This window comes from Syntrophomonas erecta subsp. sporosyntropha (assembly GCF_055395365.1).
Map to the genome: position 1 here is coordinate 2460247 of NZ_AP042459.1, position 24035 is coordinate 2484281.

Below are 24035 nucleotides of genomic sequence, written 5' to 3' on the forward strand. Positions count from 1 at the left end.
TGGGAATGAGAGTTCAAGATATTAAAATAAATCAGCTAGTAGAAATAGAAATGGAAGATGGTGATATTAAAACCTATCTTCCGTCCCGGATTGAGGAAATTACCGATCTACACCTTTATTTGGCAACACCTATGAAAAAGGGAATTGTACTGGTAATGCGTACTGGTCAGGAAATACGGGTAATTTTCCGTTACAAAAACAGTACCTATGGTTTTGATACGCAGGTGCTAGGACGTCGTCATCATCCTATTCCCGTCTTAATTGTAGCCAAACCAGAGGAGATTTTTTCAGTTCAGCAAAAACGCAATTATGTTCGCCTAGCAGTAGCATTACCTGTACGCTTCCGGATTGTTAGTGAAGCGGAGGAAGAGAAAATTGAGGCAGGAACCACTATGGATATTAGTGCAGGAGGAGCTATGTTTATAACTAGTGCCGAGATCAAACTAACTGACCAGCTAGAGTTTGAATTGCAGCTTTCAGAAGATGAATCCATATGCTGTGGTGCACAGGTGGTAAGGCTTCTTCACAGTCCAGAACGTATTGGCGGTATGCAGGTGGCTGTTGAGTTCGATAACATTACTGAAGGACAGCGGGATCGCATTTTTAAATTTATTTTTAATAAACAGCGTGAATGGATTCGCAAAGGATTGCTAGAATAAAGGGGAGAATGCAAAGTGAAAAAAACCAGGGTGCTGGTAGTTGATGATTCGGCTTTTATGCGCAAAGTTTTAACCGATATCATTAACAGCAACCCGGATATGGAAGTGGTTGGGAAAGCGCGGGACGGCCAGGATGCTCTGGGAAAAGTACAGGAATTACATCCGGATGTGGTAACTATGGATGTGGAAATGCCTGGGGTTGATGGGCTTACGGCTTTAGCCAGAATTATGGCTTTACATCCGGTGCCGGTAATTATGCTGAGCAGCGTAACCAGCCGGGGAGCAGAACAGACCTTTAAAGCCCTGCAACTAGGGGCGGTAGATTTTATTCCTAAGCCATCCGGCCAGATATCTTTGGATATTGAAACGGTAAAAGATGACATTATTAGAAAAATAAAAATAGCAGCAGGTACCAGGAAAAGATTGACGAATTTTAAGAGTAATACCTTAATTAGGGGCCATAAGCCAACTTTGATGGACAAGCCTAAAGGTAATATCATAACTCCCCTAAACAAATTACTTCTTATTGGAACTTCCACCGGGGGGCCTAAGGCACTTCATCAGGTTATTCCCGGGCTGCCCGCCAATTTAAATGCCGGAGTTTTAATTGTTCAGCATATGCCGCCCGGGTTTACCCGGTCTTTAGCAGAACGGCTGGATTCCCTTTCCAGTCTGCGAGTTAAGGAAGCGGAACATGGAGAAAAGGTGCTTCCCGGTTGTGTTTACATTGCCCCGGGCGACTATCATCTTAAGTTAAAGAGCAGCTTCGCTGGTGAAAACCGGGAACTTTTCATACAATTAGATCAGTCTCCAGCCCGGCAGGGGCTTCGACCATCAGTTGATGTAATGTTTGAATCGGCGGCCCAGCACTTCTGGTCTCATATGGTATGTGTCATCATGACTGGTATGGGAAACGATGGTGCCTGGGGCATCCAACTTATTAAAGATAAAGGCGGTAAAATTATTGCCGAGCACCAGTCTACCTGCATAGTTTATGGGATGCCTAAAGCGGCGGTAGCAACTGGTAAGGTGGACAAAATTGTACCACTTCATGAGATTAGCAGTGAGGTCATGAAAATGCTTTAAAATACCCTTATTTTTCCAAGGAGGTGGTAGTTCTAATGAAAATGGATATGTCACAGTATTTGGATATTTTTTTGGAGGAGAGCCGGGAACATTTAAGCAATCTTAACCAGAGTCTATTAGAACTGGAAAAGAACCAGGGGGATTTATCTTCTTTAAACGAGATATTTCGTGCCGCCCATACTTTAAAAGGAATGTCATCAACCATGGGGTATGAAGATCTGGCTGATTTGACCCATCATATGGAAGATGTCCTGGCGGATTTAAAGGAAGGGGTACTAAAGGTTAATACTACCGTAGTAGATACATTGTTCAAGTGTTTTGATCGTATTCAGGTTATTATAGATAAAATTGAAAATACCAGTTCTGGGGAATATGACAACATGGATCTTATCAATGTATTGGAAAACATAAAAACGGGTAATTATGAGGCGGCTGCTGCTACAGAAATAGCGGTTGATCCGCCCGTGATTACAGAAGATCCCAACCCCCTCGAATTTAATAATTATGATATTGCTGTTATTAAAGAGGCGGCGGGGAAGAACTTTAGCATATATCACATCAGGGTGGAAGTAGATCGGGATTGCTTAATGAAATTAGTGCGGGCCTTTATGGTCTTTAAAACCTTAGAAGAAGACAGCGAAATTATTAAGTCGGTACCGGCGGCTCAGGATTTAGATGAAGGGAAATTTGATCGCTTCATTGACCTGGTGGTGGTAACCCAGTCTGAGGCCTCAGATTTGACCAAACGTTTAAGCAGTATTTCTGAAGTTAGACCAGTATATGTAGAACCCGTTGAGCTTGATAACATCACTACTACCGATGTTCATAAATCTACTGCCAATCGGGAAGAGCATGATCAACACAGTATGGACGAACATAAGAAACACCATAAGGTAAAGCAAACTGTCAGGGTAGATATTGAGCGGCTGGATAATTTGATGAACCTAGTGGGCGAATTGGTGATGCATAAAGGAAGATTGGAGCAGATTGGAAGTACACAAAAATTATCTGATCTCAATGAGACAATCGAACAAATTGATCGGGTAAGTTCCGACCTGCAGTCAGTAGTTATGAAAGTACGTATGGTACCTATTGAACAGGTTTTTAACCGTTTTCCCCGTATGGTTAGAGATCTAGCTAAAGAACTGAATAAAGAAGTTGATTTTATTATAGAAGGAAAAGAAACCGAGTTAGATCGGACGGTTATTGATGAAATTGGCGATCCCTTAGTACATTTATTACGTAATGCTGTTGATCATGGCATTGAGTCGCCGGCAGAGCGGGTAAGTAATGGAAAGTTAAGCCAAGGTACGGTTATGTTGCGTGCCCGTCACGAAGGTAACAATGTTTATATTGAGGTCGAGGATGATGGTAAAGGCATAAATATTGCTAAAGTCAAACAAAAGGCCATAGAGAAAGGTCTTATACCGGCTCACGAGTCGGAAAATTTAAGTGAGGCGGAGGTTATTAACCTCCTTTTCGATGCCGGTTTTAGCACGGCCAACGATGTTACTGATGTTTCTGGTCGTGGTGTAGGGTTAGATGTGGTAAAAAACAAGATCGAGTCTTTGAATGGTGAAATTCAAGTAGATAACAGACCAGGGGCGGGTACTCGATTTAAAATAAAACTTCCGCTTACCCTGGCCATAATTCAGGCACTGATGGTTGCGGTACGTAATGAAATCTATGCCATTCCGTTAAGTTCTGTTGATGAAACTACTATGATCACCTGTGATGATATTAAAATGGTACAAAATCAGGAAGTCATTATGCTGCGGGGGAATGTTCTGCCATTGTTCCGTCTGTCTACTTTACTGGAAATACCAGGTGGTGAGGGGGAAAATGGTAATGATATGTATGTAGTAGTAGTTCGTAAAGCCGAAAAGCAGATAGGTCTGGTGGTAGATACCCTTATCGGTCAACAGGAAATTGTAATTAAGTCATTAGGTAAATTACTAGGTGGTGTACCGGGAATAGCAGGTGCCATAGTGGCCGGTGATGGTAATGTAAGGCTTATTTTGGATATAGCTACACTTTTTTAGGGGGGTGCAATAGTGGAAGATACTATAAATATTAATGCTCAGGGTGATTATCTGGATAAAGAGGAAATTCAGGTGGTTGCTTTTCAACTGGGTAATGAAGAATACGCTGTGGACATACTTAATGTTCAAGAGATTATACGTTTATTGAATATTACCAGGGTTCCCCGTACTGAAAAGCATATCGAAGGTGTTATTAACCTGCGCGGGAACATTATTCCTGTTATTAACTTACATACTAGGTTTAATCTGGGATCCACCGGTAATGAAGAAGATAAGCGGATTATAGTATTTCAGTTTGATGATATTAAAGCAGGAATCATTGTTGACGAAGTTTCAGAGGTACTACGTATTAGCCGGATGGACATAGAGTCTACCGAAAAAGTATACAGTGCTATTGATACCGAGCACATAAAAGGAATTGCAAAAATCGATGGTCGTTTACTTATATTGCTTGATTTGTTGAAAATAATTGAATAGATAAGCCAAAGTAGGTGATAACTTTGATAGATGATTTTAGCAATCTGTCCAATCTTCAGCTAGATGCCCTGCGGGAAATAGGCAACATAGGAGCTGGTAATGCAGCTACTGCTCTGGCCCAGTTAGTTAATTCAAAGATTGATATGAGTGTTCCCAGTGTAAATATACTTCCCTTTAATGAAGTACCGAATTTAATCGGAGGTGCCGATGTACATGTAGTAGGTATTTATCTTTATGTAAGCGGGGCAGCTCCGGCTAGCATACTTTTTATCCTTCCGATCGATAAAGCTTGTGTACTTGTTGATATGCTAATGGGTAAACCGGCCGGTACTACTAATCCTAATGCGATGAGTGAATTGGATATGTCGGCTATGATGGAGCTGGGAAATATCATATCGGCAACCTATCTGAATGCTCTTTACATGTTCACCCAAATAGCTTTTGTACCTTCGGTGCCGGCTCTGGGAATTGATATGGCCGGGGCTATTTTAGATGCTATTCTAGCTCAGTTTGGTGAGATTGCTGATCATGTTTTAGTACTGGAAACCAACTTTAAAAAAGACCAGTATGATGTTGTAGGACACTTTTTCCTCTTGCCGGAACCTGGAACGCTGAATAGTATTTTAACTGCGCTTGGGGTGAGTTATTGATGGGGAGAATAATCCAGGTGGGCATGGCTGACCTAAAGCTGGCCAAAGCACCTGATAAGTTGATAACGGCAGGACTAGGTTCGTGCATAGGTATTTGTATATACGACAGGTCTTTGAAATTAGGATGTCTAGCCCATATAATGTTGCCATCCAGCCAAAACGCCAAAAACAACCAGAACCGGGCGAAATTTGCGGATAGTGCCATTGAACTAGTTCTGGAAGAGATGGAGAAACAGGGAGCTAGACGATCCCGATTGCTGGCTAAAATAGCCGGGGGAGCTCAAATGTTTAAATTCTCCGGTGAAAGCGACATTATGAAAATCGGGCAGCGTAATGCTGTCGCCGTAGAAGAAAACCTGGAAAAGCATAAAATCAGCCTGGTAGCCAAAGATGTTGGTGGTAATTATGGCAGAACCATAACCTTTGCGCCGGAGAGTGGTGAATTGCTGATACGTACCATTGGACATGGGGAGCGAATTATTTAATGAAAGATGATGTAAAAGCCTTATGGATTAGTTATAAAGAAAAAGATGATCCCGAGGCTCGCGATGCATTGATAATTCAGTATGCTCCTCTGGTCAAATATATTGCCCACCGGTTGGCCATTAATTTATCGTCGGTGGTAGAAATAGATGAACTCATCTCCTATGGTATAGAAGGATTAATAGATGCCATAGGTAAATTTGACCTAAAGCGCAACATAAAATTTGAAACCTATGCTGTAACCCGTATTAGGGGATCAATTATTGATGGACTGCGGAGTATGGACTGGGTGCCAGTTTCGGTCCGGCAAAAAAGTAAAGAATTAGAAAAAGTTTATGCACGTTTAGAAGCCAGTTTAGGTAGAGCAGCTACTGACGCAGAGATAGCGGCAGAAATGGGTATCAGCCTGGATGCTTTTGCTGTACTATTAAGAGAAGTGGCCTCTACGACGATAATATCATTAGATGATTTTTTACCTGGGGCTGATGGTGAAGACAACAAAAAAAGAAATATCGATATGCTGGAGGATCAGAATACGCCTGATGCCGAAAAAATGGTGGAATTAGGCGAAGTTAAAGAGGTATTAGCCCATTCTATTTCACGTCTACCGGAAAAGGAGAAAGCTGTTATATATTTCTATTATTATGAGGGATTAACGCTAAAAGAGATTGGTTTCATACTTAATTTATCTGAATCCAGGATATCCCAGCTGCATACTAAGGCCATACTAAGATTACGTGGCAGTCTTAGTAAAAAGAAATATTTAGTTGTTTAGAATTTCAATGGCAAATGTTAAAGTTGTTAACCTGCAATATTTATAAGACCGTTCTCGAAAATTAGAGGGTTATCCGGATATTTTAAAAGGGGTGAGAAAGATGACAACCAGCAATAATCAGGAGAACGGTGCAGTTATTGTAAGTCTAAGCCCCGATAAACTTGTGGGTTACATCGAAATTACAGCTCCAGTAGGAAATGGAAAACCATGTACCAGGGAACAGGTGGATAAAGCCCTCCAGGGAAAACAGGTAGTTTATGGAATGATGGAAGAATCAATTGCCAGGGCGTTGCAACCCGGCAATTGGAACAAAAAGGTAGTAGTAGCTAGGGGGCAGGAACCAGTTGATGGTAAGGATGCCCGCCTGGTGTATAAGTTTCCCTTGCCAGGAGAACGAACCGGACCTAAGTTAGATGAAAAAGGCAATGTTGATCATCATAACCTGGAATTAATACATAATGTACGTACCGGGGAAGTACTGGTAGAACGAATTCCCCCTACTGATGGAATTCCAGGTATCAATGTTCATGGACAGGAAGTTGCTGCCCGTAAAGGCAAGGATGTAGTCCTTCCTCGGGGTAAAAACACCTTTTGTGATGATGAAGGATGCTGCCTGTATGCTGGTAGTGATGGTCATGTTAATGTGGTTGATGGCCGGGTATCTATTGAACAGGTTCTGGTTATATCCCAGGATATTGATTATGCTACGGGGAATATTGATTTTATAGGTAATATTCTCATAAATGGAAATGTAACTACTGGTTTTAAAGTTTATGCGGGAGGGGACTTGGAAATAACCGGGTTTATTGAGGGAGGAGAGGTAAAGGCTTCTGGAAACATTATGGTTAAAGGGGGAATAACCACTGGCCCTAAGGGATATGTAAGGGCAGGTCAGAATATATATGCCCGTTTTATAGAAAATTCCCGGGTAGAGGCCGGAATAGATATCCAGGTTGGCGAGGCCATAATGCAGTCTCTTATTAAAGCTGGTGGTAGTGTAAAGGTAACCGACCGCAAAGCCGCTATCGTCGGTGGTCGGGTACAGGCGTCGCAAACTATTGAGTGTAAGATATTAGGATCACAGCTGGCCACTCAGACTGTGGTTGAAGTAGGGATAAATCCTCATTATAGGGAGGAATACCAGCAGCTTAACCGCATTCGTACCGAGAAAAAAAATTACCTGGATAATCTTAATCATAATCTACAAACTTATCAGAGAAGTGGAATATCTATAGATGAATTGAGTGAGCGCAAGCGTCTGGCATTAATTAGGATACTGGATCAATTTAAATCTATCCGCCAGGAGATTTCCAATATGGAAGAAAGAATTGCATTCCTGGAAAGTGAATTCGAAAAGATACAGACGGGTAAAGTACGGGTGCTGCAGGTTGCCTGTCCTGGAGTTCGTATTAGTATCGGTCAATCTATGTATTTAGTAAACGATCCCATTAAATATTCCGAGTTTATTCTTGAGGGAGGGGAAATACGACTGGCACCTCTAAGATAGGGGGAATGATGGATGACGATTCGTAGTATTGATATGCAAGTTCTGGTGCAAAAAGTAGGTGAGGTGGCTAAAATTCAGCAGTCAGAAAGACTAGAACATAACCAGCGCCAGCAGGAAAACAACCAGTATATTAATCTGCAAACCGCTATGAACAGTAAGACTGTAAATAAGTTAGAGCAAAATGAATCTGCCCTTATTCAAGATAAGCAGGAATCGGAGCATAAAAAAAAGAAAAAGTTTAAGCAGGCCAAAAGAAAAGAAAACGTTGCTGATCCTGAGTTAGAGGCATTTAAGGATCTAACCCGGGGTAATACTATAGATATTAAAGCTTAGAGGGTAAAGGCGGGTGAATGATGGTTAATTTTCTCCTCATCCTGGCCATAATAATAATGGGAATAACCTTAGTAGTGGTGTACCGGTATATTCTACACCTTAGTAACTATTCACAAGAGTTACAAGCCTTAATAATGGAAGCCAAAACGGTAAAACAAGATTTAGAAGAATTAATGTTACAGACTATTCAGGTAACTGAACATTCGGTTGAACAAATTCAATTGCAAATACAAAAAGCTGGACAGCTAAACTCTGGTAACCAAAATGATATTTCAGACGGGAAAGAAGTTAAAGTACCGGATAATACAGTCTCGGCCGACCTTAATGAGCCGGATGATAATATTGATATAAAACTTTATTTACAGGAATGGACAAATAAGGAAAAGGCGATTAATCATGGGCAAGATGAACAAAGGCTGGTAGAATCACCAGAGAGTTACTCAGCTAATGTTTATGGTAAGGTCTGCGAACTTTATGATAGTGGTATGACCATAAGGGAAATAGCCCGGCAAATGAACCGCGGTCAGGGGGAAATCAGCCTTATGCTTAACCTGGCCGGTAAAAAAAAGGTAGGTTAGATTACGGGAGCCCCCATTAGGCTCCCTATTAATTTTAAAGCTTGGTTATATGGGGAAAATATATCCGGGGACATTTAATTGTAATTGGGGAAATGGAATAATTCTAATTTGGTTATATTTATCATGTTACAACAACCAACTGGTTGCCAAATCAATCAACCATATGGTATATTATTTTTTGGTAATTACACACGCTGCGGACTTTCTGGTTAGTGCTGCTAAGGCGGTTATCAGGAGGGATGAAAGAGCGGAGGAATTAACTAAAGGAGGAATGATTGTGTCAGTAGTTACCATGAAACAACTTCTCGAAGCAGGGGTTCATTTCGGGCATCAGACCCGCAGGTGGAATCCTAAAATGGCTCCTTATATTTATATGGAGCGTAATGGTATTTATATCATTGACCTACAGCAGACAGTTAAAAAGTTTGGTGATGCTTATGATTTTATAAAATCACTAGCAGCTGAAGGAAAAGGGGTTCTCTTCGTAGGAACAAAAAAACAGGCTCAGGAGACTATTCGCGAGGAAGCTACCCGTTGTGGAATGTTTTTTGTTAACCAGAGATGGTTAGGCGGCATGCTGACTAACTATAAAACTATTCGCAAACGGGTTATGCGGTTGAAAGAACTTGAGAAAATGGAAGCTGACGGTACCTTTGAGCTTTTGACTAAAAAAGAGGTGGCCCGGCTGGTCAACGAAAGAGAGCGTCTGGAGCGTTTCTTAGGTGGTATTAAAGATATGGATAAGTTGCCTGGGGCTGTTTTCGTGGTTGACCCTCGTAAGGAAAAAATTGCGGTGGCGGAAGCCCGTAAATTAAATATACCGGTAGTAGCCATTGTGGACACTAATTGTGATCCGGATGAGATCGATTATATCATTCCAGGGAATGATGATGCTATAAGGGCAGTCAAGCTTATTTCTTCCCGCATTGCTGATGCGGTTTTGGAAGGCAAACAGGGAGAACAGGTTACTGCTTAGTTAGTTATTTAATGAGGGGTGAATGGAGTATTCTGTACACCCCTTTTTACTGAATAAAGAGTGTTAGGAGGTTAAAACGTGATATCTGCTCAATTAGTTAAAGAATTACGTGAAAGAACTGGTGCCGGGATGATGGATTGCAAACGGGCACTTCAAGAAACTGGTGGGGATATTGAAAAAGCTATAGATGAATTGCGCACCAAAGGACTGGCTAAAGCTGCTAAAAAGGCGGGACGAGTAGCCAGTGAGGGAATAGTTGTTTCCTATATACATGGGCCAGGACGTATTGGCGTATTAGTAGAAGTAAACTGTGAAACTGATTTTGTGGCTAAAACTGATGATTTTAAACAACTGGCTCACGATATTGCCATGCAAGTAGCAGCCTCTAATCCGGAATATGTTAGCCGTGAGGAAGTAGCGGAAGAGATATTAAATCATGAGCGGGAAATATTAAGGGCCCAGGCATTAGAAGAAGGAAAGCCGGAAAAAGTAGTTGAAAAGATGGTAGAAGGTCGGTTGGAAAAGTTCTTTAAAGAGCGTTGTTTGATGGAACAGCCGTTTATAAAGGACCCTGACAAAAGCGTTCAGGAATTAGTTCATGAGAACGTGGCCCGTATAGGAGAAAATATCAGTATACGGCGTTTTGCACGTTTTGAAGTAGGGGAAGGAATCGAAAAGGATACAGAAGACTTTGCTGCTGAAGTTATGGCTCAGTTAAAATAGTAGAATTAATACAGTGAAGAAGGCCGGGAGGTAACCAGATTTGCAAAACCCAAAATATAAGCGCATTGTTTTAAAACTTAGTGGTGAAGCTCTGGCCGGGAATCGGGGTTATGGAATAGACCATGATGTCTTAAGCTCCATAGCGCGCCAGATTGTAGAAGTTGTAAACATAGGCGTTGAGGTAGGAATTGTGGTAGGTGGAGGTAACATATGGCGTGGCGTAGCCGGCAGCGCCCAGGGAATGGATCGGGCTACAGCTGATTATATGGGGATGCTGGCCACGGTTATAAACGCCCTGGCTCTTCAGGATGCGCTGGAAAAAGAGAATATGGGGACCCGGGTTATGTCAGCTATCGAGATGAAAGAGGTAGCTGAACCTTATATCCGCAGAAGGGCTATTCGTCATCTGGAAAAGGGGCGAGTAGTTATTTGTGCGGCTGGAACTGGTAACCCTTACTTTTCCACGGATACGGCTGCAGCTCTGCGCTCTGCGGAGATAGAGGCAGAAGTTATCCTTATGGCTAAAAAAGTGGATGGGGTATATGATTCCGACCCGGTGGCTAATCCTGAAGCAAAAAAATTCACCGATCTTGAATACATTGATGTTCTGAACATGGGTCTGGGGGTCATGGATTCCACGGCTGCTTCCCTGTGTATGGACAACGGGATTCCCATTATCGTTTTTGACCTTACCAGGGAAGGTAACATTCTCAAAGCAGTAATGGGCGAGAATATCGGCACCTATGTAGGGAGGTTATACGGTGATAAAGGAAACATTAAGTGAAGCGGAAGACAAAATGAAAAAGACCCTGGAACATCTTAGCAGGGATTTAGCGTCTTTACGGGCAGGTCGGGCTAATCCGGCTATGCTTGACAAAGTAACGGTGGAGTATTATGGAACCCCAACTCCGTTAAACCAGCTGGCTAACATAACTGTACCGGAAGCCAGGCTGCTGGTAATACAACCATGGGACAAGAGCAGTATACCAGATATTGAAAAGGCAATTATGAAGTCGGATCTGGGGGTAAATCCTACTAACGATGGTAATGTAATCCGTGTCGCTATTCCCCAGCTAACTGAGGAAAGACGGCGGGACCTAGTAAAAGTAATTAAAAAGCGGGGAGAAGAAGCCAAAGTAGCCATTCGTAATATCCGTCGCGAGTCTAATGATATGCTTAAGCTAGGCGAAAAGGATAAGCTAATATCTGAGGATGAGGTTAAAAGGGGACTAGATGAAGTACAGAAAATTACTGATAAATATATTAAGGAAACCGATGTCATCCTCCAGGCCAAGGAAAAAGATATAATGGAAGTTTAATCTTTATCCTGTTTATCTTATTAGGAGCAGCGGTTATAATAGTAGGTAGATCAAAATACCCCCGATAATGGGGGTATTATAATTTTTCGAGAGAAGAGGTAGTATGAGCAGGAGCAAGATTGACTATGCAAGCATCATTGACTACCAGAACTTACCCCGTCATATAGCGATTATTATGGACGGCAACGGCCGATGGGCGCAAAAACGTCTCATGCCTCGTACCATGGGGCACCGGGCGGGTATGATTTCCCTGAGAAAGATTGTAGAAACCTGTGTAGAGATAAAAATGTCGGTGTTAACGGTTTTTGCCTTTTCCACAGAGAATTGGAAGCGCCCGGCAGATGAAGTTGATTACCTTATGCGGCTTCTGGTAGAATTCCTGCACAAGGAAATAGATGATTTGCACCATAACAATGTGCGTATTAAGGTAATTGGTGATTATCAACGACTTCCCCAGGATTGTTTAGACGAGATTAATTATGCTCTGGAACGTACCTATAATAATTCCGGTCTGTTATTTAATATTGCTATTAATTATGGGGCTCGCAAGGAGTTAATCCGGGCAGTGCAAAATACTACCCGCAAGGTTCTGGATGGTGAGATAAGCATAGAGGATATTGACGAAACTATATTGGAATCAGCACTATATACCACTGGTATTCCTGATCCCGATTTGTTGATAAGAACGGCTGGGGAAATGCGCATAAGTAATTTTCTTCTCTGGCAAATAGCCTATAGTGAATTATGGTTTTCTGATTATATGTGGCCTGATTTTAACCGTGAGGAGTTATTGCGTGCTATTTGGGAATACCAGCAAAGAGACCGGCGGTTTGGGGGCCTGAATGTGAAGCAGGTTGGCAAATAATGTTTAAGACGCGAACAATTACAGCTTTATTAGGAGTACCAATACTGATAGGTGTTATATATCTGGGAGAGGTTCCAAGCAAGGTATTATTCTTTTTAATGGCTGTAATGGCTTTATATGAATTTTTCCGTATGATGATCCATGGACAGCAACGGCCCATGATTTTAACTGGTTTTCTGTTTTTGGCGGTACTGCTGTTGGTTAATTACCAGTCGATTTATTACCTCCCCTCCCTGCTAACCGTATTGGCCATAGCTGTGGTTATATTAGTAGTGTCCTATCCACGGTTCTCCATAATAGGCCTATCTTTAAGTATCTTTTTTTCTCTTTATTTAGGGGTAATGCTTTCTTTTGCTTTTCGGGCTGCTGAAACGGATTGTGGTTTTGAATTGTTACTCCTGGCTTTGCTTCTTACCTGGGCTAGTGATGTGGGAGGTTATACGGCCGGGCGGCTTTGGGGAAAAAGTAAACTAACCCCCCTTTTAAGTCCGCAAAAAACCTGGGCGGGGGCACTGGGGGCGGTGGCGCTATCGATAGTGGTAGCTGTAGTTTTTTTAGGTGTAATAGAATGGAATGGTGCCGGGATGGCATATGCTATATTATTAGGAATAGTGTCGAGCCTGGCGGCCCAATTTGGCGACCTTTTTATTTCTGCGGTAAAACGGTATTTTGGAGTTAAGGATGCCGGAAATATAATTCCTGGACATGGTGGTGTTTTGGATCGATTTGATAGTTTTTTATTGGTTATACCAGTTGTCTATTACCTGGCATCTCTTTTACCGGGATATTGAAATGAGGGATATTAAACTTGGAACCTGATTTAGAAAAAAATTTAAAAATCCTGGTTAAGGTTACCATATTAGTTTTAGCCCTGGTAGCCATATATCTGCTGTTTTTTTATGTTCTGCCGATAATAGGGAATATGTTAACTGCACTGCCGGTGCTATTTCTGCCTTTTATTATCGCCATTATTCTAGCTATCATTATTGAACCGGTGGTGGTGTTTTTCGAGACTAAGATCCGACTTAAAAGAGCTTGGGCAGTCATTACCAGTCTGGTACTGGTGGTGGGAGGATTTATTTATCTGGTGTCAATAATATTTTCCAAGATTATCAGGGAACTCTCTGAGATATATCCGCAGATAGCCAGATATTCAGATCAGATAATTAGTCGTTTTATCGACGCCATGGGTGATCTTCGCATTTCCTATCTGCAGATGAATCTGCCTCCGCAAATGGAAACTACTATACAGAATAATATGGAACGAGGGACCGAGGTTTTAAGGAATGTGGCTGACAGCATACTTAATTCGCTGATTGGATTTTTTACTAGTCTCCCTAATACTTTTATATTGATTTTAATAGCCACCGTAGCTACATATTTTATAATTAAAGACCGTGCCCTGCTTAAAACCTTTATTTTGCAATTTATTCCGGGTAGTGCCCGTTCCAAAACCCGTAAAGTATTTGCGGAACTTTTTAGGGCACTTTTGGGTTTTTTAAAGGCATACAGTATTCTAATATCAATAACTGCTATTATAACTATTATTGCCCTGAAAATACTAGGGGTAAAATATATATTAACGATTGGTATTATAGTAGGATTATTGGATATTTTGCCGATCCTGGGACCAGGTGCTCTTTTTGTCCCCTGGATAATTTGGGAGTTTATTAATGGGGATACTCGTCTGGGTATTAGCCTTTTAGTAATATATGTATTCATTTCTGTAACCAGGCAGTTTCTGGAGCCTAAGATTATAGGAGAGAACATTGGCTTACATCCATTAGCCACTCTCATATCCTTGTATTTAGGACTTCAATTAGGTGGTATTATGGGAATGATTATGGGGCCAGTGTTGGTAGTGATAATTATGGCCAGTTACCGAGCCGGTGTTTTTGAAAGCTTTCATTGGAGGAAAATAAAATGACAAAAAATATTGCCATCCTGGGGTCTACCGGATCAATTGGCAGGCAGGCTTTAGATGTAGTTGATAAACATACTGATCAATTTAAAGTAGTCGGACTAGCTGGCTATGATGAGGTTGAACTTTTAAGATCCCAGGCATATAAATATCGACCTGCTCTAGTGGTAGCTGGTAGTGAAAAAGCCTACCGGGCTTTGAAAAATGATATGCCCACTGGTGTTAAGCTAGCCTATGGGCTGGAAGGATTATGTACTATGGCGGCCCTGCCTGAGGTTGAAACTGTTCTGATTTCTGTTAGTGGGGCCATTGGCATTATGCCTACTTTAACAGCAGCCCGGTCTGGTAAGCGCATAGCTTTAGCTAACAAGGAGACTTTGGTTGCGGCTGGTGACCTGGTAATGAATGAAGTTAAAAAAAATGGAGTTGAGCTTCTACCAGTAGATAGTGAACATTCAGCGGTGTTTCAATGCCTGATAGGAGAGAAGGATTACGTTAGTAAAATATGGCTGACCGCTTCAGGTGGACCATTTCGGGATTGTAAACCAGGGGAACTGGAAAAGGTAACAGTAGATATGGCCTTAAGACATCCTAATTGGGCGATGGGGCCCAAGATCACTATAGATTCAGCTACATTAATGAATAAGGGGTTAGAAGTTATAGAGGCTCATCATCTTTTTGGGACTGATTATGACAACATCCAGGTGATTATACACCGTGAAAGCATTGTGCATTCTATGATAGAGCTGGTAGATGGTTCATTCCTTGCTCATATGGGTGTTCCAGATATGAGGATTCCGATTCAATATGCTCTTACTTATCCAGAACGCTGGGATAGCCCTCCTCAGAAACTGGATTTTTTGCATCTTAGTCAGCTTAATTTTCAACCTCCTGATGGGGATACTTTTACTTCTTTACGCCTGGCTTATGAGGCTGGCAGGACCGGAATGACCATGCCGGCTGTATTAAATGCTGCTAATGAAGTAGCGGTAAACATGTTTCTTAAGGGAAAGATTAAATTTACCAGCATACCTGAACTGGTAGGACTTACCATGGAAAAACACCATCCGCTAGTCATAGATAATATAGATACGATTATGGAGGCTGACCATTGGGGCAGGGAATACTGCCGGGAGCTTATAAATAAAGGGGGTTATGGACAATGACCATCATCACAACCCTGATTATTATCGCCGTATTAATACTTGTTCATGAATGGGGGCATTTTATCACGGCCAGAAGGGTGGGCATACCAGTTCATGAGTTTAGTCTAGGATTTGGTTACCGCCTGTTTATGATTAAGCGTAACGGGGTAGAGTACTCATTACGTTTAATTCCCCTGGGAGGTTATGTGCGTATGTCAGGTGAGGAACCTGGGGACATGAATGATCCCGATGGTTTCAACAACCGTACCCCATTGGAAAAAATGCGGGTTGCTTTTGCCGGTCCATTTATGAACTTTGTGCTAGCCGTTTTAATATTTGTTTATTCATATGCGGTTATCGGTATTCCTAATGCTTCTAATGAACCGGAACTAGGTAAGGTGCTGGCCGGTAAACCTGCTGATTTAGCCGGCCTAAAAACCGGGGACCGTATTCTGCAGATAAATGGACAGGAAGTTGCCACCTGGAATGAATTTACAGAGAGTCTGGCTGCCTATCCGGCTGGAGAACCTATGCATCTTAAAGTTGACCGTTCTGGAAAAACCCTTCCCATTACGGTAACGGCGGAAATTAATGATACTACAGGTACACCAGCTATCGGAGTATTGAGTAAAGTTACCTTTCAACGCCAGGGGATCATTAATTCTATTATTATAGGGGTAAGGCAGACTTATGAATTGACCATGCTTTTGCTTTCGGGTCTAGGGATGCTGTTTACCGGTGGTGTATCAGCTGGTGATCTGGCTGGTCCAGTAGGTATCACTCGTCTGGTAGGAGAGGCAGCTCAGGTGGGGACCGTGTTTTTATTGAATTTTACAGCTTTTCTAAGCATCAACCTAGGGATTTTAAACCTATTGCCGATACCAGCTTTGGATGGAAGCCGGATTGTTTTTGCCATAGTGGAGTCAATTCGTAGAAAGCCTTTGGAACCTGAAAAAGAAGGCTTTATCCACTGGTTAGGTTTCATATTTCTCATGTTATTAATTGTGATTGTAACTTATAACGATATAGTTAGATTGGTAAAGGGATGATTGAATGAAACGTAAATCCCGGGTAATTTATGTAGGAAAAGTACCAATTGGTGGAGAGTACCCGGTGGTAGTACAATCTATGACTAATACTGACACACGGGATGTTGAGGCTACAGTTGCTCAGATTAAGATGCTACAGAAGGCTGGATGCGAGATAGTCAGGGTAGCAGTGGTAGATCAGGAAGCAGCTCGGGCAATAAGATCTATTAAAGAGAGTATTCTTATACCTCTGGTAGCTGACATTCATTTTGATTACCGCCTGGCATTAGCTAGTGTAGCAGCAGGTGCAGATGGCCTTCGAATAAATCCAGGTAATATTGGTGGAGAAGATAAGGTTCGCGAAGTAGTACGGGCTTGTAATGATGGAAATGTTCCTATAAGAATAGGTGTTAATGCCGGGTCGCTAGATAAGAGACTTTTGGCCAAATACGGCCAGGTATGTGCAGAGGCTATGGTAGAAAGTGCCATGGAGAATATTAAAATGCTGGAAGACTTAAGCTACACCAATCTTAAAGTATCTTTAAAGTCTTCCTCAGTTATGATGACTATTGATGCTTACCGGATGCTGGCCGAAAAGGTGGATTACCCTTTGCATGTTGGGATTACTGAAGCAGGTACCCGGGAAAGGGCTTTGATCAAATCAGCCTTAGGGATTGGCATGCTCCTTTATGAGGGTATAGGAGATACCATCAGAGTCTCCTTGACAGCCGATCCGGTAGATGAGGTTTGGGCAGCTTATGAAATATTGCGTATGCTAAACCTTCGGCAGCGAGGGGTAGAAGTAATTTCCTGTCCTACCTGCGGTCGCTGTGAAATTGATCTGATTAAAACAGCGGAAAAAGTAGACAAGTTGGTACGGCATATTGAAAAACCGCTGAAGGTGGCTGTGATGGGCTGTGTAGTAAATGGGCCAGGTGAAGCCCGCGAGGCTGATCTGGGGGTAGCCGGAGGAAGAGGTTTCGGAATTCTTTTCAAAAAAGGTGAAGTGGTAAAAAAGATTCCTCAGGCTGCATTAGTAGAGGAACTTTTGAGAGAAATCGAAACTATGAATGAAAAATAAGGAGGTATACACCCTTGAAGTTTTCTGAACTTTTTTGTCCCACCTTGCGTGAAGTTCCTGCGGAAGCGGAAACCATTAGTCATCAATTATTGCTGCGGGGTGGATATATACGCAAAGCTACTGCGGGAGTATATTCATACCTTCCACTGGCTAACCGGGTTTTAAAAAAGATAATGAATATTGTGCGGGAAGAAATGGACCGGGCCGGGGGTCAGGAAATCCTCATGCCTATTATTCAGCCGCGGGAATTATGGGAACAATCGGGGAGATGGGATTTATACGGGGATGAAATGTTCCGTTTAACTGACCGGCATAATCGTGGTTTTTCACTGGGGCCTACTCATGAGGAAATTATTACTGCTCTGGTAGATGGAGATATCCATTCTTATCGTGATCTACCTTTGCTTTTATATCAAATCCAAAACAAATATCGTGATGAAATAAGACCGCGATTCGGTCTGATGAGGGGTAGGGAGTTTATCATGAAAGACCTTTACTCTTTTGATATGGATGATGAGGGTATGGATATCTCTTACCGGAAAATGTATGATGCCTATAGTCGAATATTCAGTCGCTTAGGTCTTCGTTTTCGGGCAGTAGAGGCTGATAGTGGAGCAATTGGAGGAAATGAAAGTCATGAGTTTGTAGTTTTGGCTGAGAATGGGGAATCAGAAGTTGTTTATTGTCAAGCCTGTGAATATGCAGCCAATGTGGAAAAAGCAGCTTGCGTAGCTGCAAATGGGGATAATAATGAAGCCGTTTTGGAGATTAAAAAGGTACATACCCCCGGACAAAGAACTATAAAAGACCTGGTTTCTTTTTTAAATCTTCCCGAAGATCGTCAGGTTAAAACTCTTATGTATATGGCTGACGGTAAGCTGGTGGCTGTGCTGGTAAGGGGTGACCGGGAACTGAACGAAATAAAATTTAAAAACATCCTGGAATGTAATGACCTTTTTATGGCTGATGAGTATACTGTTGAGCAAATTTGTGGGGCCGGATTTGGTTCCCTAGGTCCGGTGGGTTTAGATGTACCTATTTATGCTGATCTGGAAGTAGCTGTCCTGCGTAATTTTACCTGTGGTGCTAATCAAGATGACTACCATTTCTGCAATGTAAATCCAGGCCGGGATTTTGTTCCTGAAGCCTATGTGGATATCCGCAATGCAGTAGCCGGAGATATTTGTCCCCAGTGTGGCGGGGTATTAGAAAGTGTGCGGGGAATTGAGGTTGGACATATTTTCAAACTGGGGACCAAATATTCTAAAGCTATGGATGCTAATTTCTTGGCCGCCAATGGTCAGGCCTTACCATTTGTGATGGGATGCTATGGTATAGGTGTTTCCAGAACAATGGCCTCAGCAGTTGAGCAGAATTACGATGAAAATGGTATTATTTGGCCGTTGCCAATTGCCCCTTATCAAGTCATCATTGTTCCTGTAAACGCCAAAAAGGAAGAGCAGATGCAGGTGGCCACCGAAATATATCATCGTTTCCTAGAGTGTGGAGTGGAAGTTTTACTGGATGACCGGGATGAAAGAGCCGGAGTAAAATTTAAGGATGCAGATTTGATAGGTATTCCCCTAAGAATTACCGTTGGTCCTAAATCTTTGCAGGAAAATCAGGTGGAAGTAAAGAAAAGATGGGAAAAGGATATTGAGTTAATTGACCTGGATAAGATTGAGGATGTAATTATAAAGTTTCTTGCTGCTAAATAGAGTACGCTTTAGGTTGGACAGGTTTTTGTTCCTGTCCAATCTAGTTTGGATGTAAACATGGGCTTCTATATATAAAGATAGCCAGGTCTATGTGGCCAAGGGTAAAACGGGGAAAAAGTATAATTATTTTAGTATCCGGTTTGACCCAGTTACAGAAAAATCAGCCTGTGATGGATACTATGGATTAGAATAAGATCAGCAAGTGTAAAAAATCAATTAAGAAATTAGGTGTGAAGGGAAACTATGTCGGTTTATGAGATCGTCTTTAAACTGGCTCTGGCAGGTATTCTGGGGGGGCTTATCGGGTTGGAAAGGGAAAGCCTCAACCGCCCTGCGGGGTTAAGGACCTATACCTTAGTTTGTGTAGGTTCCACCCTGGCTATGATTGTTTCTCTGGATATGTACTTCCAATACTATCAGACCGTCAATGCTGATCCGGGACGAATAGCTGCTCAAGTAGTGAGTGGTATTGGGTTTTTGGGAGCCGGTACCATCATGCGTGAAGGTGTTAATGTTCACGGGTTGACAACCGCAGCCGGTTTGTGGGTAGTAGCTTGTATCGGCCTGGCAGTAGGAGCTGGGTTATACATTCCGGCAGTTGTTACTGCTGTACTTATACTTTTTATTTTAATTTATTTTATAAGATTTGAAGAACGGTTTACAGGCCTTAGAGAATATAAGGCTCTGGTAATACTGGCTGAGGATCGCCCCGGTCAGGTGGGTATAATTGGTTCCATTCTGGGGGATATGGGTATATTGATAAAAAATATTCAGTTAACCCGTTTGGAGGAAAACAAGTTGGAAATTGAATTACTTTTGCATTTGCCTGCTCAAATTTCCATTAGCGATGTGGTTTTTGAGTTATCCAATAGTATTAAGGGATTACACAATATTGAGCGCTTAAATTAAAGTGGTAGGAGGCTTTATGGTGACCGGGGGGTTTTTCATGTTTATTTCGGATTGCAACCCGGAACTAGCCGGGGAATACTGGTGCCAGGCGGTTCTTGACAAAGTTGAAGTCTATCCTGTGGAGCGGGTCTGGCGATTATATGTTCGTGTAAAGAAACCGATTCCGTCTCATATCCTAAAGCAGACCTGTTCATCCTTGTGTAACCGGCTGGCTTTTTTAGATCATATCGAAATATTTCCTGTTCTTGATGGAGCGGAAGATTATATAAAACAAATAATCGTAACCCACCGGGATGACCTGTCATCCTGTTTCTTTTCTTTACCCGGAGTAAAATTACGGGTGAACCATAACCGGGTAGATTTGGTTACAGATACCGAAGAAGGTTTTAATCTTTTAATTAAGGAGCAAACCTGCAATAAACTGGCAGAGTGGTTCTGGCGTGAATACCGTTTACGGGTATTGGTACGAGCTTTATGTGCTTTGGAATTTTCGGAAAAACCCAAACAAACCTTTATTGAGCAACGTGAAGTGGAAGTTATCGAAGGAGCCATAGATTATAATCCTAAGAAACCTGGTAAAAAAGAGCGTAAAGACCAGGATCATTCCTTAACAATGCGTACTCCTATAGCAGTAAATGAGTTGGAAGAAGGCTTGAAATCAGCAGTAGTGGAAGGGGAAATATGGCATAAGGAAGTTGCTACCCTACGGGATGGCCGGCTGGTAGTAAGCTATTATTTAACCGACTATACAGATACTATTATCATTAAGACCTTTTTGGATAGTGCTGAACAGGATATTATTGAGACAGGTAATTATATACGGGTGGCTGGTCCGGTACGTTATGACAATTTTGTTCGTGAAACCGTGTTATTCATAGATTCATTTTTAAAGGTACCCCGGCCGGAACGTCAGGATAATGCTGATAAGAAAAGAATAGAATTACATGCCCATACTAAAATGAGTGCAATGGATGGACTGACTGATATTGCGGCCCTGATAAAACGAGCGGCTACATGGGGGCATCCTGCCATAGCAATTACTGATCACGGTTGTGTACAGGCATTTCCTGATGCTCATCAGGCCGGCGAAAAATATGGTATTAAGATCATTTATGGTGTGGAAGGTTACTTGGTGGAAGCAGACCGTAAAGAAAAACCTTACCATATTGTAATACTTGCCCGGGATGCCGCCGGTTTAAAAAATCTTTACCAATTAATTAGTATATCTTATCTAGATTATTATTACCGTAGTCCGCGGATACCCCGGGAGGAATTGATCAAACATAGAGAAGGTCTTATTATAGGAAGTGCCTGTGAGGCAGGAGAATTATACCGGGCTCTTTTGAATGGGGCTAGGGAGGATGAATTAGAGCGTATCGCTTCTTTTTATGATTATCTGGAGATTCAACCTTTAAGTAATAATGAATTTTTACTCCGGGAAGGGCTGGTTAAAGATAAGCAGGAACTACAACATTTAAATCGGATTATCGTAGAACTAGGTAAGCGGCTTAATAAACCGGTAGTAGCTACCGGGGACGTCCATTTTTTAGATCCCCAGCATGAAATATACCGGCGTATTATTCAGGCCGGGCAGGGATATGACGATATAGAATATCCTAATCCTCTTTATTTACGTACAACGGAGGAAATGCTGGAGGAATTTTCTTACCTGGATGAAGATGCGCATCAGGTAGTTGTCGATTATCCTAACCTTATTAATGATATGATTGCTGACATTCAACCGGTACCGGATGGTTTTTATCCTCCCAAAATAGATACTGCCGAGGAAGAAATAGTACAGTTAAGCTGGGATAAATGCCGGCAACTTTATGGTGATCCACCACCTGCTATGGTAGAGGAAAGGCTGCGTCATGAACTGGATTCCATTACCCGGCATGGTTTTAGCGTGCTCTACCTTATTGCCCATAAACTAGTTAAAAAATCTAACCTGGATGGTTATCTGGTAGGTTCCCGGGGATCAGTCGGATCCTCTCTGGTAGCTCATTTTACAGGTATTACAGAAGTGAACCCCTTAAAACCTCATTGGCGTTGTCCTAATTGCCATTTTGCCGAATTTGTGGTAGACGGGTCAGCCGGTTCAGGGGCTGATTTGCCGGATCGGGAGTGTCCCCGCTGTGGTGTTACCATGGTAAAGGATGGATTTGATATTCCGTTTGAGACGTTTTTAGGGTTTGAAGGGGACAAGATTCCTGATATTGACCTTAATTTTTCTGGAGATTATCAAAGCCGGGCCCACCAATATGTGGAACAACTTTTTGGCACCGAAAACGTATTTCGCGCTGGTACTATATCTACCATAGCCGAAAAAACTGCCTATGGTTTTGTCAAAAAGTATGCTGACGACCGGGAGATAAATCTGAAAAACTCTGAGATTAACCGTCTGGTTAAAGGAATAACCGGGGTAAGGCGTACTACCGGTCAGCATCCAGGTGGCTTAATTGTGGTACCACGGGATAAGGATATATTGGACTTTACCCCATTACAGTATCCAGCCGATAATAAAGATTCGGGTGTTATCACCACTCATTTTGAGTATCATGCTATAGGAGATCAACTGGTTAAATTGGATATACTAGGGCATGACGATCCGACTGTAATAAAAGAATTAGAGGATCTAACTGGAATTAAAGCCTCATCCATCAGTCTGAGTGATGCCCGGACTATGAATATATTTTCTTCAGTAGAATCCCTGGGAGTTTCGCCAGAAGAGATTGGCAGCAGTGTCGGTTCTTATGGTATTCCAGAATTCGGAACCAGGTTTGTCCGGCAAATGCTGGAGTCTACTCGGCCTACTACCTTTGCTGAACTGGTTCGTATCAGCGGTTTATCTCATGGTACTGATGTATGGCTAAACAATGCCCAGAAGTTGATAGAAGATGGAACAGCTAATTTGAGTGAAGTAATCTGTACCCGGGATGATATTATGATCTATCTAATTCAAAAAGGTATGGAGAAGAAACTGGCTTTCAAAATTATGGAAAAGGTGCGTAAAGGGAAGGGGTTAACCCCTGAAGACGTTTCCAATATGGAACAAGTTGGGGTACCTCCATGGTACATCGATTCCTGCCAGAAAATAAAATATATGTTTCCTAAAGCTCATGCGGTAGCCTATGTAACTATGGCTTTTCGAATAGCTTATTATAAAGTCAATTATCCGTTGCCATTTTATGCCAGCTTTTTTAGCATCCGCGCTGAGGACTTTGATGCCGAATCTATTTTAGCCGGATATGATGCAGTTCGCCGTCGCTTAAAGGATATAGAACACCAGGGAATGGCTGCCTCTCAGAAGGATAAAAAACTGGTACCTATTTTGGAATTGGCTATGGAGATGTTTGCCCGGGGTTTCTGTTTTTATCCGGTAGACCTATATCACTCCAGTGCCGATAAGTTTTTAGTTAATAATGATGGGCTATTATTACCATTTTCCGCCTTGCCCAATGTAGGTGTTTCTGCCGCCCAGGGTATTATTACAGCTAGAGAACAATCGGAGTTTGTTTCCGTAGAAGACTTTCAAATTCGTTCCCGGCTTAACAAAACAGCGATTGAGGTCCTTCGTAAATATGGATGTTTTGAAGGTCTGCCTGAAAGTACTCAGATAAGTCTATTTGCTTAATGAAATATTATATAACTATGGACAGTTGTAGCTGCCTAAATAAGGCAAACTAAGGAAAAAGTGCTCTCGGCTTGAATAAATTTGTGGCACTGTGTTATACTTCTATTAAGGATACTAATATCTGCG

Annotated in this window: 23 protein-coding genes; all 23 read left to right on the plus strand. The window is 42.0% G+C overall.

Translation table 11 applies throughout. From position 1 onward, the window contains the following. Positions 1-5: 5 nt before the first annotated feature. The gene (locus tag ACZ5Q0_RS12020) at positions 6-659 is read left to right on the plus strand and encodes a flagellar brake protein (RefSeq protein ID WP_446820495.1); all 654 of its coding nucleotides are present in this window, start codon (positions 6-8) and stop codon (positions 657-659) included. 15 nt (positions 660-674) lie between these two features. Then, positions 675-1745 carry a protein-glutamate methylesterase/protein-glutamine glutaminase gene (locus tag ACZ5Q0_RS12025; RefSeq protein WP_446820494.1) on the plus strand — a complete coding sequence of 357 codons (1071 nt, stop codon included), beginning with the start codon at positions 675-677 and terminating at the stop codon, positions 1743-1745. A gap of 35 nt (positions 1746-1780) precedes the next feature. Then, positions 1781-3787 (plus strand): chemotaxis protein CheW, encoded by a 2007-nt coding sequence (locus ACZ5Q0_RS12030; protein ID WP_446820492.1) that lies wholly within the window; start codon positions 1781-1783, stop codon positions 3785-3787. A 12-nt stretch (positions 3788-3799) separates the two neighbouring features. Then, complete coding sequence (locus tag ACZ5Q0_RS12035) at positions 3800-4264, plus strand: chemotaxis protein CheW (protein ID WP_446820491.1); 465 nt, start codon at positions 3800-3802, stop codon at positions 4262-4264. A 23-nt stretch (positions 4265-4287) separates the two neighbouring features. After that, positions 4288-4914 (plus strand): chemotaxis protein CheC, encoded by a 627-nt coding sequence (locus ACZ5Q0_RS12040; RefSeq protein ID WP_446820490.1) that lies wholly within the window; start codon positions 4288-4290, stop codon positions 4912-4914. Then, positions 4914-5399: a chemotaxis protein CheD gene (locus ACZ5Q0_RS12045; RefSeq protein ID WP_446820489.1), complete on the plus strand. Its 486-nt coding sequence runs from the start codon at positions 4914-4916 to the stop codon at positions 5397-5399. The genes ACZ5Q0_RS12040 and ACZ5Q0_RS12045 overlap by 1 nt, the downstream gene beginning before the upstream one ends. Further along, positions 5399-6172: a FliA/WhiG family RNA polymerase sigma factor gene (locus ACZ5Q0_RS12050; protein WP_446820488.1), complete on the plus strand. Its 774-nt coding sequence runs from the start codon at positions 5399-5401 to the stop codon at positions 6170-6172. The genes ACZ5Q0_RS12045 and ACZ5Q0_RS12050 overlap by 1 nt, the downstream gene beginning before the upstream one ends. 100 nt (positions 6173-6272) lie before the next feature. Then, positions 6273-7679, plus strand: a complete 1407-nt coding sequence (locus tag ACZ5Q0_RS12055; RefSeq protein WP_446820487.1) for a DUF342 domain-containing protein — start codon at positions 6273-6275, stop codon at positions 7677-7679. A gap of 12 nt (positions 7680-7691) precedes the next feature. Then, a complete protein-coding gene (locus tag ACZ5Q0_RS12060) occupies positions 7692-8012 on the plus strand; it encodes a hypothetical protein (RefSeq protein ID WP_446820486.1) in 321 nt (106 codons plus the stop codon). Between the two features lie 17 nt (positions 8013-8029). Beyond that, entirely contained in the window at positions 8030-8590 is a 561-nt protein-coding gene (locus tag ACZ5Q0_RS12065) for a DUF6115 domain-containing protein (protein WP_446820484.1), read from the plus strand. A gap of 277 nt (positions 8591-8867) precedes the next feature. After that, on the plus strand, positions 8868-9566 hold the full coding sequence (gene rpsB, locus ACZ5Q0_RS12070) for a 30S ribosomal protein S2 (RefSeq protein ID WP_446820754.1): 699 nt from the start codon (positions 8868-8870) through the stop codon (positions 9564-9566). 78 nt (positions 9567-9644) lie between these two features. Further along, positions 9645-10289 carry a translation elongation factor Ts gene (gene tsf / locus ACZ5Q0_RS12075; RefSeq protein WP_446820483.1) on the plus strand — a complete coding sequence of 215 codons (645 nt, stop codon included), beginning with the start codon at positions 9645-9647 and terminating at the stop codon, positions 10287-10289. A 40-nt stretch (positions 10290-10329) separates the two neighbouring features. Then, positions 10330-11073, plus strand: coding sequence for a UMP kinase (gene pyrH, locus ACZ5Q0_RS12080; RefSeq protein ID WP_446820482.1), 744 nt, complete (start codon positions 10330-10332; stop codon positions 11071-11073). Continuing rightward, positions 11051-11608, plus strand: coding sequence for a ribosome recycling factor (gene frr / locus ACZ5Q0_RS12085; protein ID WP_446820480.1), 558 nt, complete (start codon positions 11051-11053; stop codon positions 11606-11608). Before pyrH ends, frr begins: the two co-directional genes overlap by 23 nt. A 103-nt stretch (positions 11609-11711) precedes the next feature. After that, positions 11712-12473 carry an isoprenyl transferase gene (locus ACZ5Q0_RS12090; RefSeq protein ID WP_446820478.1) on the plus strand — a complete coding sequence of 254 codons (762 nt, stop codon included), beginning with the start codon at positions 11712-11714 and terminating at the stop codon, positions 12471-12473. Continuing rightward, on the plus strand, positions 12473-13264 hold the full coding sequence (locus ACZ5Q0_RS12095; RefSeq protein ID WP_446820476.1) for a phosphatidate cytidylyltransferase: 792 nt from the start codon (positions 12473-12475) through the stop codon (positions 13262-13264). Before ACZ5Q0_RS12090 ends, ACZ5Q0_RS12095 begins: the two co-directional genes overlap by 1 nt. A gap of 17 nt (positions 13265-13281) precedes the next feature. Further along, positions 13282-14400 carry a sporulation integral membrane protein YtvI gene (gene ytvI / locus ACZ5Q0_RS12100; RefSeq protein WP_446820475.1) on the plus strand — a complete coding sequence of 373 codons (1119 nt, stop codon included), beginning with the start codon at positions 13282-13284 and terminating at the stop codon, positions 14398-14400. Next, on the plus strand, positions 14397-15560 hold the full coding sequence (locus ACZ5Q0_RS12105; protein ID WP_446820474.1) for a 1-deoxy-D-xylulose-5-phosphate reductoisomerase: 1164 nt from the start codon (positions 14397-14399) through the stop codon (positions 15558-15560). The genes ytvI and ACZ5Q0_RS12105 overlap by 4 nt, the downstream gene beginning before the upstream one ends. Further along, positions 15557-16588 carry an RIP metalloprotease RseP gene (gene rseP, locus ACZ5Q0_RS12110; protein WP_446820472.1) on the plus strand — a complete coding sequence of 344 codons (1032 nt, stop codon included), beginning with the start codon at positions 15557-15559 and terminating at the stop codon, positions 16586-16588. Before ACZ5Q0_RS12105 ends, rseP begins: the two co-directional genes overlap by 4 nt. Before the next feature lie 4 nt (positions 16589-16592). Beyond that, complete coding sequence (gene ispG / locus ACZ5Q0_RS12115; RefSeq protein ID WP_446820471.1) at positions 16593-17648, plus strand: flavodoxin-dependent (E)-4-hydroxy-3-methylbut-2-enyl-diphosphate synthase; 1056 nt, start codon at positions 16593-16595, stop codon at positions 17646-17648. Positions 17649-17662: 14 nt separating this feature from the next. Further along, positions 17663-19366: a proline--tRNA ligase gene (locus tag ACZ5Q0_RS12120; RefSeq protein WP_446820470.1), complete on the plus strand. Its 1704-nt coding sequence runs from the start codon at positions 17663-17665 to the stop codon at positions 19364-19366. A gap of 243 nt (positions 19367-19609) precedes the next feature. After that, entirely contained in the window at positions 19610-20275 is a 666-nt protein-coding gene (locus tag ACZ5Q0_RS12125; RefSeq protein ID WP_446820469.1) for an MgtC/SapB family protein, read from the plus strand. Positions 20276-20312: 37 nt separating this feature from the next. Continuing rightward, positions 20313-23909: a PolC-type DNA polymerase III gene (locus ACZ5Q0_RS12130; protein WP_447182573.1), complete on the plus strand. Its 3597-nt coding sequence runs from the start codon at positions 20313-20315 to the stop codon at positions 23907-23909. Positions 23910-24035 lie beyond the last annotated feature (126 nt).